Raw genomic sequence first — 15,979 nt, forward strand, 5'->3', positions numbered from 1 at the left:
GCAAGCTGAATTACAAAAGCAAGCTGAATTACAAAAGCAAGCTGAATTACAAAAGCAAGCTGAATTACAAAAGCAAGCTGAATTACAAAAGCAAGCTGAATTACAAAAGCAAGCTGAATTACAAAAGCAAGCTGAACTACAACAATCTGAAATTCAATCTAAAATTATTTCCGAACAAATTAAAACAGATACAAATGCGAAATTAAGGCAAAACCAAACAAAACCTAATATAGAAAATATACAAGATGGTATATTTAATATGGAAAAAGTTCCTTTGATTATTGAATTAATGAAAAATAAATATTTAAAAGTATCGACAGCTTGCAATAAAATAACGAAAGTAGAACAAAATAATAACAATTTAATTATATATACACCTTATAATTTCAACTACACAATAATGAAGGCAAATGAAAATATAATTAGAGCTGCTATTAAAAGAATTTGTGGTTATACAGGTTATGTTAATTTTGAACTCGAACAAGTTATACAAAAAAAACAATCGGAAATGAATTCTGATCCTTTTGTTGAAGAAACAAGAAAAATGTTTCGTGGAAAGATTGAAGAAATTGACTAATTTATAATAATTATTATATTTATCTTATTATATATATTATAGGAGGAAGCATTAATTTGCTTAACTAATTTATGAACCCTTTTGACATGATGAAAAATATGAAAGATCTACAAAAAAATGTAGATAAAATGAAAAATCAATTAGAAACTATTTTTGCTACAGGGAATGCTGGTGCTGGAATGGTTGAAATTACTATTAATGGAAAATATACAATCACTGATATAAAAATTGATAAAGCTATTGTAGATCCAAATGATGTTGATACCCTTCAAGTCTTAATTGCTGCTGCATTTAATAGTGCTTCTCAAAACTTACAAAGTAAAATCCAAGAAGAAAGCACAAAAATGGCAGGTAATTTAGGTAATTTAGGGAATCTTTTTGGACAAAATTAATGAGTGCATTAGAATCATTAATAGAACATTTAAGTAGATTACCAAGTATTGGACCAAAAACAGCTTCTAGATTAGCTTACCATCTAATTAAAACAGATAGTGGGTATAATAAATTGTTAGGAGATGAAATTGCGTCAATCCAAGAAAAAATTTTCCCTTGTAGCATTTGTGGTAGCTTTACTGAAACAGATCCTTGTCCTATTTGCTCAGATCAAAGTAGAGATCACAATACTATATGTATAGTCGAACAACCACAAGATGTTGTTACTCTATTAGCAAGTGGAGTTTACGATGGTATGTTTCACGTTTTAGGCGGAGCAATAAGTCCAATTGATGGAATTGGAGTTGATCAATTAAACTTTTCCAATCTTTTCAAAAGATTAAAAAATGGAGACTTTAAAGAAGTTATTATTGCTACAAATCCTACTGAAGAGGGAGATACTACAGCTTTATATATTAGACAAATGCTAAAAGATTCTAATATTAACATTACAAGATTAGCAAGTGGATTACCTATCGGTGGAGATTTAGAATATGCAGATAAAGTTACAATAGCTAGATCTTTAAGAGGAAGAATTAATTTTTAATAACATACACAACATATCAATTGATATGTTGTTATTTTTTTTATTTTAAATAATCTAATAAACTATTAAATTTTAAATCAATTACTTTTCTTCCATGATTATAAAAATCATTTAATATACCAACATCTTGTTCTAAATGTGAAATAGTATCAACTTCTGGTCTAATTACAAAAATTTTTTTATTCTGTTCTTTTTCTTTTATTTCAAGCAATCTATTATTATATCTAGTCGGTCGCTCTAACATTTTATCAACCATTTTAGGATATTTACTATATTTTCTTTTAATAATTTTCTTATTAAAAGTACTAATAGGTTTTTTCATATATCCTTCTTTTTGAGTTAATACTAAAACTAAATTCTTATTACTAATTTTATAAGCTTGATCTAGGGGAATAGAATTAGAAACACTGCCATCTACATATTTCCCTAAATTATAATCAACTATTGGCGCTGCAAAAGGCATACTACAAGAAGCTACACAAGCCGTTAAATCTTTATTATATGGATCAATTTTATGATATTCACATAATCCTGTACTACAATTCGTAACGGTTATCAAAACATTATGATTATTATTAATATAAGAAGTATAATCATAGGGGAAAGTTATATTAGGAAATGTATCAAATAATTTTTCCATATCTAAAATATGAGAAGTAATAAATTTTGATTTATTAATATACCTATTTTCTTTTTTATCAATTACAATAGTCTTTCTAGATCTACCTATTTGATGTGATGCATAATTTAAAGCATTTGCTGCACCTGCAGATACTCCAATAATGTTTTTAAAATAAATATTATTTTCCATTAAATAATCAATAACACCAGCGGTAAAAACACCACGATTTGCACCGCCTTCTAATATAATAGTCCCATCAATATACATATAACCTCAAAAAAAACATGATATTAAATCATGTTTTATATTTTTATTTTATATTTCTTTCTTCTTTTATTTTTTCATAAGCGGCTTGTATTTCTCTAAACTTTTCTGTAGCCATTTTTGAAAATTCTTCAGGTAAACCCTTTGAAGCAATCGTATCAGGGTGATATTCAATACTTAATTTTCTATAAGCTTTTTTAACTTCAGAATCAGTTGCAGATTTTGTTAAACCTAAAACAGCATAAGCTGAAGATGTTGTTTTTGTAGAAGAATATTTATTTTTCATACCATCAAAATAAGATGGAGAGAATCTAAATATTGCAATAACTTGTTTTATAATATTAGCTTCTTCTGTTGATAAAGAACCATCGGAATAAGCTACTTTAAATAATGCATCAATTGTTAATTGAAGAATAGCTTGATCGTGACTAAATCCTGAATATAATTGTCGTGCAAATTGTTCTACTGTTCCATTATTGGTTAATGCTGCTTCAAAAACTCTTCTTGCAGCATCTTTAGAAGCAGAATCTAAACCTAAATCATTTTCTATAAATTTATTTACTGCAGCTCTTTCTTCATCACTTACTTTTGAATCGGCTTGTGATAGTCGAGCTAATAAAGAAAAAACACCAACAAAGAAAAGCATATTCCTTTGTTCAACTCTATTCATTCTTCTTTGTCCAAACTCATAATATTTCGTTTGTGAATAAGAATTATTATTATAGTTATCTGCATTATCAAAAAGATTGCCAAAGGCAATCCCTGCAATCATTCCAAGAGGTCCCCCAAGAGTAAATCCTACAAGACCTCCTATTACTTTACCAAACCAAGCCATTATAATTTATCTACCAACATTGAACATTTACCAGAAGGAATTGGCAATGTTTTCTTTTTCTCTTCATCGATTATTTCAATTGTAAAATAATACAATTTTTCACTTTCTAGGCGTATTTCCCAACCACGTGAATTTTTATTACTCAAAATAGTAATCATATTCCTTTTTAATGATAAATTTTCTATTCCCATAGCTTCTCTACTTGTCATAGTCCAATCTACAGTTTTTCTAGGTAATGATATTTCCATACCTATTATATTTTCTATCATTAATGAAATAGTAATTAAACCATGCATTGGTAAAAATCTTCTTCTAGGAAAATTTGCTATTTCAGTAGTTACTGACTTTCCTTCTTTGTTTGGTAAGTATCCTTCCCAAACGTCATCAATTTTATCAGTATCAGGATGAAAGGTATCTAATATAAAATATAAATGTCTAATTGCACATTCTCTTGCAAAAATAAACTCATTATATTTAATTAATCCTTTAACAACCATAAATGTGTTAATTGGAATAACTCCACCACACCAACCATTTCCTTTCTCACTATAATTAGGAGAACTTACAGGAAGGCCTGGGAATGGATTATCCGTACCAAATTCATTAGAATCATGAAGTTTTTCTATTAAAAAAGAGGCTCTTTCATCATTAGGAATTTCAGCTAATAAAGTCCAATATGCTCCAATAAATTTTTCACCAACTTTATCACCTTTTCCGTTTAGATCATAATAAAACTTAGTATTATCGTCCCACATTTGTGTGTTAATTCTAGTTTTTAAGCCAAAATACATTTTTTTATATTTAAAACTTAATTCTTTATCATTTAATATATCTCCAATTGCAGACATATATAAAGCATTCATAGCCAATTGAGCATTAAAATCAATAGGATAAACACAATTATCACGTGGAATATTTCCACTAACACAAGCTGTTAGAGGAACAGAATATAATCCATTTTCATCTTTAAAGTTAATATCTAACCATTCAAAATATTTTTCTAACTTTGGAACAACTTCTTTTAATCTTTTCTTATTACCAATCTTATGGAAAAATGTAAATTCTACATAAGCTAATAAACAAGGAGCAAGACCTAAAGGATTATTTGCTACATTAATAGGTTCTCCTGTTTCAACTGAGTAATCACTTCTTATCGCACCATCTTCTTCTTGCTTTGAATAAAAATAATCCATTAGCGCAAAAGGAGAATATTTTTGATTACTATAAACCAAAAATAATGCAGACATACATGATTCAAATTGATTAAATGTCTTCTGATCTGGATATGCTAAATAATCACCGACAAAACCGTTTTGGTCGGTTCCTTTTTGCCATTGTTCATTAATCCAAACCCATGTTCGATTATACATGTCGACAAAATCTTGATCATAAAAGTGTATTGCTGGAACTAATTCCTTAACCACTGTTTTCTCCTCAAATAAATTCTTATCTAGAATCTAATAAAATACAATATAATAATAAACCATTCAATAGGCAAATTAATAGCAAGCCTTATTATAATACACTATAATTTACTTTTTCTAACAAAAAAAAACAAAAATTTTCTATTTTTTTTAAATAATAACTTTTAGAACTTTATTTTTTATATATATTTCTATTTTTTCTACATTTTTACCAACCATTTCACCATCAATATGTATTGGCATGCCACAATTTTGTGCTGTAATTTTAACCCATTTTTCTCTTTCGAAAGAAAATATTTCATCTTCTATCTGTTTACCAGACAAAAACTTTAACGCTTTTAATAAGATTTTATTTTTGGGAATAGGTTTATTTGCATATACAAAGTCTAAATAGCCATCATCTAAAACAGCTTTAGGAGTCATTAAAAAAGCACCTCCCATTCTTTGTCCATTTCCCAAAGATAACTGTTGAGATTTAACTAAAAATTCACCAGATTCTTTTTCAATTAATAAATCCATTGGTTTTGGATATTTTTTTAACATTTTTATCAGTGCTAGAATATAGCTTAAAGTACCTGAAACATTTTTAAATTCACTAGCTATAAAATTTACAGATGGCTCAAATCCTATTCCCAACCCATTTACAAAATGACATCCATTTGGATATTGTCCACCAACACAATACCCAATATCAATAGTTTTTGTTTTTTCTTCTTTTATTTTTTCGACCATCTCTTCTATTGATTTATCTCTTAACTTTAACATCCAAGCAAAATCATTACCTCTACCAATTGGAATAATTGCAAATAAAGGAAGTTTATCTATACTAAGAGATTCTTTATTTGCTCTTATCAAAATTCCATCGACAACTTCATTTACGGTTCCATCTCCACCAACAGCACAGATTAAAGAATAAGTTCCCACAGCATCATATGCATGCTTTCTACAATCCTCAATCCCTTTAGATTTAACTAAATCAATATCAAAACCTTGATTAATAAAAGCTTTTTTAATTCTTTTTTCTAATTTAGTTGCTTTTCCTTTATTTGCATTTGGGTTTAAAATTACTAAACCTCGTCCTTTCATTAAAATACCTACTTATTTTTGATTATATGCATGGGCACATATGAAAATATTTTACACTATTGAATTTTTAGAAACAAGTTTTATCTTTTATAAAAATATTATTTTAGGCAGTTTCTATATAAATATTTCATCTTTTCTTTTTTTTTACTAAAACAAGGTTTTTTATATAAATATTCTTTTATATAAATATTCTTTTATATAATTATCTTTCATTATAATTTTTTTTGATTTAATGATAATTTTCTTTCTATATTAATATATAAATAAAAAATAATATTATTAATAAATTTAATTCAAAAAGACTTGTTTCATTTTCTAAATTACTATACTACTCAGTTAGAGAACAAAAATGATAAATTTAGAAAAAAAACAGTTTTATAAAAAATTATTACAATTATCACTTCCAATGATGTTACATCAATTATTACTAAATTCGGTGTCATTCATTGATACTTTAATGATAGGACAATTAGGTGCAAAAAGTGTTGCTGCAGTTGGCTTAGCTAACCAAATGTTTTTCTTAATCAATTTAATATATTTTGGTTTAGGAAGTGGTACAGGTGTTTTACTTTCACAATTTTGGGGTGCTAGAAAAATAAAGGATTTTAAAAAGACCTTTATTATTGCTCTTTTTTTTAGTTCATTATTTTCTTTATTTTTTTGTTTAGCCTCATTTTTCTTTCCTGAATATATAATGGGATTTTTCACAACAGACAAAGAAGTAATTTCTTTAGGAGTTTCTTATTTAAAAGTAGTTTCTATTAGTTATATTTTTTCAGCTATTGGTTATATTTATGCAACTGCCTTTAGAGCTGCACATAATACTAAATTACCATTATTTATTGCTACAATTGCATTAACAATAAACACTATCGGAAATTACTTACTAATATTTGGTATTGGACCTTTTCCTCAATTAGGTGTAAGAGGAGCTGCAATTGCTACTACTTTCTGTCGTTTTCTAGAAGTTTTTTTACTTATTCTATTATCCTACAATAAAAAGAATATAGTAATAGGTATAAGAAATATAAAAGCATATAAATATTCTAAAGATTTTATTAAAAAATATATCAAAGGAAGCTCTCCTGTTGTTTTAAATGAATTAACTTGGGCTTTAGGTATGGTAGCTTATAAATATGCCTTCTCTAAAATGGGTACTAATGTATTAGCGGCTGTTCAGGTAACTGAATCAATTACAGGGTTATTCTTTGTCGTTGCCATGGGCTTTAGTATGTCTGCTTCAATTATGGTTGGAAATAAAGTTGGTGAAAAAAATTATGATTTAGCTCAATCTTATGCTATAAGATTCAATTATATTAGTATACTAAGTGGCATACTAATGGGTTTAATACTTTATTTATCTGCTCCATTCTTAACTCATTTTTTTGCATTAGAAGATATAATTTCTAATCTAATTATCAATACTTTATCTATTTTTGCCTTACTTTTACCTATAAAGTTTTTAACTACAGCCATAATAGTAGGGTCAATTAGAGGTGGAGGAAGTACAACTTTCGCTTTTATTTTAGAAGCTTTTTGCGTTTGGTTAATTGGTGTTCCAAGTGTATTTATTTCAATATTTATTTTTAACCTCCCATTACCTATGGTTTACTTAGCTATGGGATTAGAAGAAGTTGGAAAATCATTAATAGGTTTAAGAAAAATCAAATCTAAAACTTGGATAAAAGATTTAACTTAAATTAATTACACTATTATCCATTATATTTACATTTTTTACCTTATCTATTTTTAAAAATTTGACCATTACTATATTGTTCTCTATACTTAAGACGATTTAGGAGTTTTCATGGATACAATATTAATAAATGGTACAGTTTTAACAGGTTATGCCCAACTAAAAGACTGTGCAATTCATATAGATAATAAAGGAAATATTAGTGATATCTTTAATATGAAAAGATTCTCACAAAAAAAATACTCAACAGAAACAATAATAATTGATGTTCAAAACAGTTATATAATTCCAGGATTAATTGATTCACATATTCATGGTATTGGAGGATATGGTACAGAAGATAATTCACCTGACTCAATTTTAGGAATGAGTGAAAGATTAGCTGACTTTGGTGTAACTAGTTTTATGCCAACAATATACACTGATACTGAAGAAAATATGATTGCTGGAACAAAAGCTATTGTTGAGGCAATGGGTAAAGAAAAAGGTGCAAGGATTCATGGAGTAAACCTTGAAGGTCCTTTTATTTCAGAAAAAAGATTAGGTGCCCAAAATCCTAAAGGTAGAAAAGATGTTGATTTAGATTTATTTCATAAATTTCTTGAAGTAGGCAAAGGCCATATAACATGTATGACTGTTGCACCTGAACTTAAGCATATGAGACAACTTGCACTTGAAGCTAGAAAACATAACGTGGTTTTACTTGCAGGCCACACCGATGCTACATATGAAAACATAATAGAAGGAATGCAATGTGGGATTCTTCACTCAACACATTTTTTTAATGCTATGAGTAGATTACACCATAGAAACCCAGGTACTGTTGGCGCTATTATGATTCAAAATAATATGAAAGCTGAAATTATTTGTGATGGCGTTCATGTACATCCAGAACTTGTTAAATTGTTAATTAGAGATAAACCTATTGATAATATAGTTATGGTCACAGATTCTTTAAAACCAACAAAACAAAGAATTGGTAAATTATTAGCAAATGGTGTTGAAGCTGCAATTAATGAAGAAGGCGCTTTTGTAAGCAAAAAAGATCCATCTTTATTTTTAGGTAGTGCCTTAACAATGTTACAAGGTTTAAGAAATATGACCGAATGGGGAATTCCTTTAGATGATGCAGTTCAAATGGCCTCTTCAAATCCAGCAAGAATATACTCTATGGATAGAATTGGTTCTATCATTCCAGAATATAAAGCAGATTTAACAATATTAGATGAAAAATTACAGTTGAAAGCTTTGTTCATTGGGGGTAAGCTAATAAGAGACAGATTCGCATGAAGGAAGTAAAAAATGAAAAACTACAATGAATTGGAACCAAAAGCTCTTTTCTCTTATTTCAAAGATATATCTGATATACCAAGAGAATCCGGTAATGAAGAAGGCGTTAGACAGTATTTATTAAATTTTGCAAAAAAAAATAACTTTGAAGCTAAAGTCGATAAAATTGGTAATGTAATAATTTATGTACCAGCTACTAAAGGGTATGAAAATAAAAGCACTGTAGCACTTCAAGGTCACATGGATATGGTATGTGTTAAAACTTTAGAATCAAAACATGACTTTTTAAAAGATCCAATTGATCTACAAATTGACGGAGATTTCTTAAAAGCAAAAGACACAACTTTAGGTGGAGATAATGGTATTGCTATTGCTATGGCACTTGATGTATTCACTGATAAAACATGTGAGCATGGCCCTTTAGAAGGAATTTTTACGATAAGTGAAGAAACAGGACTAACTGGTGCTTTTAACATTGAAAAAGAATATGTAAATAGCAGAAAATTAATTAATTTAGATAGTGAAGAAGAAGGAATAATTTATATAGGATGTGCTGGTGGAATAGAAACTCAAGCTTTTTTAGCAGCAGATAGAGAAAAAATTAATAATGATGAATTAATTTATAACTTAACTATTAAAAATTTATTAGGTGGTCATAGTGGTGCTGAAATCCATATGCAAAGAGCTAATGCAATTAAACTTATTGCGAGAGGATTATTTAATTTATCATCATTAAAAATCGCTTCATTTAACGGTGGAATAAAAAGAAATGTAATTCCATCCTCATGTGAATGTATCTTTACTATTTCAAAAGATGAAGAAACTTTACTAAAAGAAAATATAGAGAATTTAAAAAAAATTTATAAAGATGAATATTCAACACAAGAACCTAATATCTCAATAACTTTAGAAAAAGAGACCGCAAATGAGACCTTCTCTAACGAAAAGAGTTATAAATTTATTAGATCTATTCTTCTTTCTCCACATGGCGTTGCTTCAATGAGTATGGAATTAAAAGGAGTTGTTGAAACTTCTTCAAATTTGGCAATTGTTAATACTAATGAAAAAGGTTTAGAAGCAATTAGCTCACATAGATCTTCCATAATGAGTAGTCGAGATAATATAGCAGAAGTTTGTGCTAAAGCTTTTGAAACCTGTGGTGCAGAAGTAACTCAAGTTGGAGCTTATCCTTCTTGGAAGCCGAACCTTTCTTCAAAACTAACAGCATTTTGTGCAAAAGCATATGAAGAATATGCAAAGAAAAAACCTATATTAACTGCAATTCATGCAGGGCTAGAGTGTGGAATTATTAATTCTAAGATTCCTGGAATGGATTCTGTTTCTTTTGGACCAGATATGTTTGATGTTCATTCTGTTAAAGAAAGACTTTCCATTTCATCTACAAAAAGAACCAGTGAATTTTTAAAACACTTGCTTTCAATAATTGAATAAATAACTTTTTAGAAAATGAGGTTAATTATCATTAATTAATCTCATTTTATTGGATTATAAAATGCTTAATAAAATACCCTTAATAGGAATTTTAGGAGAAAGCTCTCCTCCTTCTCCTAATTCTGCTTTTCAAAATTTTCGAAGACAAGGTTGTGTTGATACATATACTTCAATTTTCGAAAAACTAAACACAAACGCAATCATTATTCCTTCTCTTTCTAATTATAATCAAGATATAATTGAAAAATATATTTCTACTATAGATGGACTAATGTTAATTGGTGGTGCTGATATTACTCCAGATTTATACAATGAAGAAAGAGTAAAAGAATGCGGAAAAACTAACATAACTCATGATAAATATACTATTGATTTAATACTTGAAGCTTATAAACAGAATAAATCAATCTTAGGTATATGTAGAGGTGCTCAAATAATTAATGTTGCTTTTTCAGGTTCTTTATATCAAGATTTAAAATATGATAATAGAGAAAATAAAGATAAAAACCATCTAGATCTCAACAATATAGATACTCCTAGTCATAAAATAATAATCAATAAAGATTCTAAACTATATACTTTATTTAATAAACAAATTTTAGACGTGAATAGCTTACATCATCAAAGTATTAATCAAGTAGGAAACAACCTAAGATTAAGCGCAATAAGTGAAGATGGCCTCGTTGAAGCAATTGAAAGCGATGAAGATAATAGATTTATCTTAGGACTTCAATGGCATCCCGAAACTTTATTTTCAAAATCTGATGAAATGAAACCTATTTTTGAATCTTTTATACAAAGTACAACATAGAAAAAAAGCCCCCTTATATCAAAAAAGGGGGTTTTATATTTAAAAAGTTAATTTAGTTTATTCTTCTAAAATTGATTTTGCCATGCTAGCTGCTAGTTCAAAAGCTTTCTTTTTATCTTCTTCACTTGGAGCACCTTGATATTCAACTTCTCCAATAAAATCTAATTTCATAGATTCCACGAATGGCATAAATTGTTTTAAAGCTCCACCTGACCAGCCGTAAGAACCAAATCTTGCAATCTTTCTTCCATTTACATGTGAACGATCCATCTGATCTAATACGTTATACATAGGTGGGAACATTTTATATTCATAAGTTGGCATTCCAACAATAATTCCTTCACTTCTCCACACTTTCTCTAGAACAAAAGATTCGTGTTCTTGAGGTACTTGGAATATATGAAGCTTAACACCTCCTACACTTTCAACACCTTTTACAATACTTTCTACTAAAGCTTGAGTGTTTCCATACATACTAGACCAAATAAGAGTTATTTCTTTTTCTCTTTTTCCTTTACCATAATTAGCAAGTCTTTCGTAAATATCTATTATTTGTTTTGGATTGTTTCTCCAAACTATACCATGAGATGGACAAATTACCTTTACTTCAATAGCCTCTAACTTTTTAATAGCTCTTAAAGTAAAAGCAGAAAATGAACTAATAATATTTGCATAATATCTTTCTGATTCAGGTAATAATAAATCCCATTCTTCTTTTGTTAATTCATCATCATAACTGTTTTTATATACACCATAAGCGCCAAAAGCATCACAAGAAAATAAAGTTTTATCTTCAACTAAATAGGTCATCATTGTTTCAGGCCAATGAACATTTGGAGTCATAAAAAATTGTAAAGTTTTTCCACCTAAATCTAGAATCTCTCCATCTGCTACAGCTCTTACATTTTCACTAATTCCATAAAAAGCTTGAATTAATGGAACGGCTTTCTTAGAACATAAAATTTGAAGATTAGGATTTGCTTGAGCAAACTCTTTTAATGCTCCTGTATGATCTGGTTCCATATGATTAATAACAAGATAATCTATTTTATTAAGCATATCTAAAGAAGATAATTCTTGATCAACATTATCTTTTGCACCATCCCAATCTTTTACGTAATCAATTAAAACAGTTTTATCAGCACCTTTTACAAGATAAGAATTAAGCATTACACCATTAGGTATTGGCCAAATTCCTTCAAACAAGTCCTTACAACAAACTGTTGCAGGCAATCTATATACATTTTCAAAAATCTTATCTGGGTTCATATTTATTCTCCTAAAATATTATTCTATAAAGAAATAAAATCTATTTTATTTAATTATAATAAGTGAAATATAATTACTCAAGAACATTATGAATAATAATTATTATTTATCATAAAAAAAGTTAGCCTATTCTAACGATAAATTATAATTTCTCTCATAATATCTTATTTTTGTCTCTAATTCTTTATAACTTGGTAACAAATTTTTTAATTCATAATAATAATTCTTACTATGGTTTTTTTCTCTTAGATGGGCAATCTCATGAAAAAAAACATATTCCATACAACAAAAAGGTAACATACATAATCGATATGAGAAATTAATATTATTTTTAGAAGAACAAGATCCCCATCTAGTATTTGCTTTATGAACAGAGATTTTATTAATTTTAGGATAATTTTTTAACAATTCATTATTATCATTATATATTTGATTAATCATTTTTATTGTTTCATTTTTATATAAAAAATTAATACTACTTATTATTTGATCTTTACTAGAATTAGCTATATTAACAAGTATAATCTTATTCTCTTTATCTAAAACAATAGATTTTTCAAGATTTTCTACTATAGAAAGTTTATATAACTCGCCTAAAAATAAAAATTTATCTCCATCTGTATAAGAGTGTTTCTTAATATTATATTCTGAATCTAATTTTTCTAAATTTTTATAAATCCATTCTTTATTTTTAAAAATGAATTCTTCAATTTTTTTATTCGAAACATTTTGGGGAGAACTAACGACTATTTTATGTGAGGCTTTAATCGAAATTCTTAGTCTTTTATATTTTTTAGATTTAATTAATTTATACTCTATTTCATTTTTATCAAACATAGACTTATTTTTTTATTCTCTTTATAATGCTGTTTATGAACAACTATAATTCAATTAATTTAACTTTAAATCAACCTTTAGTTTATAATAAAGAAAGAGAGTTACAAACTCAAGATATTAATACTATATATCAATATTTATTAAATAAACTTGATAACAGTGGCATTGCTTCAGAAGCTTGTATTAATTTTAAATATCAAACTTCAGATTCGATAAGCTTTGAAATAGAAGAAGTTGGATATGCTCCAACACCTTCAGAAGAAGTTATAAAAGCTGTAGAAAATGGTGAAACAATACCATTAATGGAACATGATATGGCAATAAATATAGGTTCTTACAAAATAATTCAATTACCTTTTTTACCAGACAAAAGCAATCTATTTGCGACACTAATGCAAATAGCATGTTCTAATTTTACGACTTCATCTGGAAATCTTTTTTACAGATTAATTAAAGAAAACTCAATTGTAATATTAGCTCAAGTAATAATTAAATTAGAAGAATAATGGAATTAAAAATGGCACAAGTATTGTCATTGTAATACCATGATACATTGCTGGAATCATTGATGATGGCCCATAATGGGTCATTATTATTGGTAATGTAACATCCATTGTTGTTGCACCACCTATACAAATTGAAGGATAAAAAAATCTTCTTCCTAATTTAGAAAATACTGGGATTAAGAAAAAAGTAAAACTTTCTCTAAAAATATTACTTAAAAAAGATATTGAACCTAAAAGGGGGAAACCTAAATCAGTTATCATAATACCTGATAAACTATACCATCCAAATCCCGAAGAAAGACCAAGACTCTCACTTATAGTGAAATCAGATACAACACCTAAAATAAAAGCTCCAAGATAAGTTCCAATAATAGTCCATAGAGGCAATAATAAAAGCAAAGGAGAATCAAAAATTTCTTTTATTTTAATTTTTGATTCAATTATACCAATTCCAGAAAAGAATAATAAAAAATATAGAAGAATTGTAATAATAGAAGGAGTATACCAGTCAAATAAAGGTGTAAATAACTTAGCTAATATTCCAAGTAAAACCACACCTACCAAAACCAAAGGTTCTTTTACTATATAAAAAATTCTAAAAAACCAATGTTTTTTCATTTGAATTTTTGCTTCGTCTTGTAACCCAGAATTATACAAATTGTTAATATCTGAACTAGTTACATTTATAGTATCTTTAATCATTCCGTTTTCTTGAATAATATTTTTTTTCTTAAAATCAAAAATATAAGAAGCAATTATTGAAACAACAATAGTTCCCCCAATTGAAAATAAGGTAACTAACAAAGCGCTATATCCTATTGTTTTTAATTCACTTAAAATATTATCAATAGCTCCAGTATTAATTCCCATAAAAAATAAAAGAACAAATAAAGTTATATTTAAAAATTTATCTGAAATCTTTAAAATTTTTGATGGAATTTTTTTTCCAATAATTACCCCTAAAATTAAAGCTAGTATTAATTTTCCCAAATATATAATCGTATCCATACATGCACAATAATGAATAAAAATACATAAATCAATAAAGAATAAAAGATTATTCTAAATAAAAGTCTTTACGATTTTCAAATAGAAGAGTATATTTTTATTCATGAACATAAATAAAATAAGCGATACAGTCCATTTAATCAAATTCAAAGACGATAGCGAATTATTATTAATCGGTACTGCACATATTTCTCAAGATAGTGTAAATGAAGTACAAGAAAATATTGATTCATATCAACCTGACAGAATTTGTATAGAATTAGATAAAACACGATATTCAAATAAACAAGACAAACAAACTTGGTCTGATAAAACATTAACAAAAGTATTAAAAGAGGGGAAGGGCTTTTTATTGCTAGCTAATATGGCTTTAGCCTCCTTTCAAAAGAGAATGGGTAATTCAACAGGTATTAAACCTGGAGAAGAAATTCTCAGTGCAGCAAAATTAGCCGAAGAAAAAGATATCCCTTTTTCTTTTTGTGATAGAGAAATACAAACAACTTTTAAAAGAGCTTGGGGAAAATCTAATTTTTGGAATAAAATGAAACTCTTAGCTACATTAATTTCAGCCGCATTTAGTAAAGAAGAAATATCAGAAGAGGAGTTGGCTGAATTAAAAAAAGCTGATGTATTAGATACAATGCTACAAGAAATGGCAAAAGAATTGCCAACTGTTAAAGAAGTTTTAATTGACGAAAGAGATCAATTCTTAGCAAAAAGTATGTATAAAGCAGAAGGAAAGAAAAAACTTGGTGTTATAGGTGCTGGTCATACAAACGGAATATTAAAACAATTAGAAGCTTTAGATAATGGGAAAGTAGATACAAATACTGATGAAATTACTAAAATACCAGAATCTTCTAAAATCACTAAATCATTGAAATATATTATTCCTATTTTAATTATTGGTATTATTGCTTTTGGTTTTATTAATTCAGGTTGGGATCAAGGAATAAAAATGTTTAGTTATTGGGTAGCCGTAAATGCTATATTTACAGCAATTGGAGGAATCATTGCCCTAGCACATCCAGTAAATATTATAATAAGTATGTTAGCTGCTCCGTTTACAAGTTTAAATCCAACTATTGGAGTTGGAATAGTTTCTGGTCTATTAGAATATAAATTTCGAAAACCAAATGTAAAAGATTTTAATAACATGAGTGATGATGCTCTTAGCCTTAAAGGTTGGTATAAGAATAAAGCATTACATGGATTATATGTTTTCTTTATTTGTTCTATTGGTTCAGCTATTGGAACTTTCATTGGGTTCCCTGTTCTAATAAATATATTAGCTTAACTTCTATAATAAAAGAATAATTATAC

At 27.6% G+C, this 15,979-nt stretch carries 16 protein-coding genes; 9 read left to right on the forward strand and 7 right to left on the reverse strand.

Annotation, left to right across the window (positions count from 1 at the left end; all coding sequences use genetic code 11):
- From ACPKM0_RS10940 to recR, 3 genes are all read left to right on the forward strand, one after another.
- Nucleotides 1-577 (forward strand): hypothetical protein (locus ACPKM0_RS10940; protein ID WP_472475911.1); only part of this gene is annotated, 577 nt, incomplete at its 5' end.
- Nucleotides 578-663: 86 nt separating this feature from the next.
- Nucleotides 664-969, forward strand: a complete 306-nt coding sequence (locus tag ACPKM0_RS10945; RefSeq protein WP_472475997.1) for a YbaB/EbfC family nucleoid-associated protein — start codon at nt 664-666, stop codon at nt 967-969.
- A complete protein-coding gene (gene recR / locus ACPKM0_RS10950; protein WP_472475913.1) occupies nt 969-1,556 on the forward strand; it encodes a recombination mediator RecR in 588 nt (195 codons plus the stop codon). Before ACPKM0_RS10945 ends, recR begins: the two co-directional genes overlap by 1 nt.
- A gap of 40 nt (nt 1,557-1,596) precedes the next feature.
- On the opposite strand, the gene ACPKM0_RS10955 is transcribed toward recR, so the two are convergent.
- The 4 genes from ACPKM0_RS10955 to ACPKM0_RS10970 form a co-directional block, all read right to left on the reverse strand.
- Nucleotides 1,597-2,445, reverse strand: a complete 849-nt coding sequence (locus ACPKM0_RS10955; RefSeq protein ID WP_472475915.1) for a patatin-like phospholipase family protein — start codon at nt 2,443-2,445, stop codon at nt 1,597-1,599.
- Nucleotides 2,446-2,488: 43 nt separating this feature from the next.
- The gene (djlA, locus tag ACPKM0_RS10960) at nt 2,489-3,277 is read right to left on the reverse strand and encodes a co-chaperone DjlA (protein WP_472475917.1); all 789 of its coding nucleotides are present in this window, start codon (nt 3,275-3,277) and stop codon (nt 2,489-2,491) included.
- Nucleotides 3,277-4,701 (reverse strand): MGH1-like glycoside hydrolase domain-containing protein, encoded by a 1,425-nt coding sequence (locus ACPKM0_RS10965; RefSeq protein WP_472475919.1) that lies wholly within the window; start codon nt 4,699-4,701, stop codon nt 3,277-3,279. Before ACPKM0_RS10965 ends, djlA begins: the two co-directional genes overlap by 1 nt.
- Nucleotides 4,702-4,851: 150 nt before the next feature.
- A complete protein-coding gene (locus ACPKM0_RS10970; protein ID WP_472475921.1) occupies nt 4,852-5,787 on the reverse strand; it encodes a diacylglycerol/lipid kinase family protein in 936 nt (311 codons plus the stop codon).
- A gap of 349 nt (nt 5,788-6,136) precedes the next feature.
- On the opposite strand from ACPKM0_RS10970, the gene ACPKM0_RS10975 reads away from it, so the two are divergent.
- The 4 genes from ACPKM0_RS10975 (at nt 6,137) to ACPKM0_RS10990 (ending at nt 11,036) form a co-directional block, all read left to right on the forward strand.
- Nucleotides 6,137-7,486: an MATE family efflux transporter gene (locus ACPKM0_RS10975; RefSeq protein ID WP_472475923.1), complete on the forward strand. Its 1,350-nt coding sequence runs from the start codon at nt 6,137-6,139 to the stop codon at nt 7,484-7,486.
- Nucleotides 7,487-7,594: 108 nt separating this feature from the next.
- Nucleotides 7,595-8,773 (forward strand): N-acetylglucosamine-6-phosphate deacetylase, encoded by a 1,179-nt coding sequence (nagA, locus tag ACPKM0_RS10980; RefSeq protein WP_472475925.1) that lies wholly within the window; start codon nt 7,595-7,597, stop codon nt 8,771-8,773.
- A gap of 12 nt (nt 8,774-8,785) precedes the next feature.
- The gene (locus tag ACPKM0_RS10985; RefSeq protein WP_472475927.1) at nt 8,786-10,225 is read left to right on the forward strand and encodes an aminoacyl-histidine dipeptidase; all 1,440 of its coding nucleotides are present in this window, start codon (nt 8,786-8,788) and stop codon (nt 10,223-10,225) included.
- Between the two features lie 61 nt (nt 10,226-10,286).
- Nucleotides 10,287-11,036 carry a gamma-glutamyl-gamma-aminobutyrate hydrolase family protein gene (locus tag ACPKM0_RS10990; RefSeq protein ID WP_472475929.1) on the forward strand — a complete coding sequence of 250 codons (750 nt, stop codon included), beginning with the start codon at nt 10,287-10,289 and terminating at the stop codon, nt 11,034-11,036.
- Nucleotides 11,037-11,093: 57 nt separating this feature from the next.
- Here ACPKM0_RS10990 and ACPKM0_RS10995 read toward each other — a convergent pair whose 3' ends face one another.
- Together ACPKM0_RS10995 and ACPKM0_RS11000 are read right to left on the reverse strand one after the other, a co-directional pair.
- Complete coding sequence (locus tag ACPKM0_RS10995; protein WP_472475931.1) at nt 11,094-12,305, reverse strand: FprA family A-type flavoprotein; 1,212 nt, start codon at nt 12,303-12,305, stop codon at nt 11,094-11,096.
- Between the two features lie 126 nt (nt 12,306-12,431).
- A complete protein-coding gene (locus ACPKM0_RS11000) occupies nt 12,432-13,142 on the reverse strand; it encodes a M48 family metallopeptidase (RefSeq protein WP_472475932.1) in 711 nt (236 codons plus the stop codon).
- A gap of 35 nt (nt 13,143-13,177) precedes the next feature.
- Here ACPKM0_RS11000 and ACPKM0_RS11005 point away from each other — a divergent pair, with 35 nt between their 5' ends.
- Nucleotides 13,178-13,648, forward strand: a complete 471-nt coding sequence (locus tag ACPKM0_RS11005; RefSeq protein ID WP_472475934.1) for a hypothetical protein — start codon at nt 13,178-13,180, stop codon at nt 13,646-13,648.
- On the opposite strand, the gene ACPKM0_RS11010 is transcribed toward ACPKM0_RS11005, so the two are convergent.
- Nucleotides 13,637-14,656, reverse strand: a complete 1,020-nt coding sequence (locus tag ACPKM0_RS11010) for a LysO family transporter (protein ID WP_472475935.1) — start codon at nt 14,654-14,656, stop codon at nt 13,637-13,639. The genes ACPKM0_RS11005 and ACPKM0_RS11010 overlap by 12 nt on opposite strands.
- A gap of 103 nt (nt 14,657-14,759) precedes the next feature.
- Here ACPKM0_RS11010 and ACPKM0_RS11015 point away from each other — a divergent pair, with 103 nt between their 5' ends.
- Nucleotides 14,760-15,953, forward strand: a complete 1,194-nt coding sequence (locus ACPKM0_RS11015; protein ID WP_472475937.1) for a TraB/GumN family protein — start codon at nt 14,760-14,762, stop codon at nt 15,951-15,953.
- Nucleotides 15,954-15,979: the final 26 nt, after the last annotated feature.

The sequence above is a fragment of the Pleomorphochaeta sp. genome (assembly GCF_050031695.1).
Classification (GTDB): domain Bacteria; phylum Spirochaetota; class Spirochaetia; order Sphaerochaetales; family Sphaerochaetaceae; genus Pleomorphochaeta.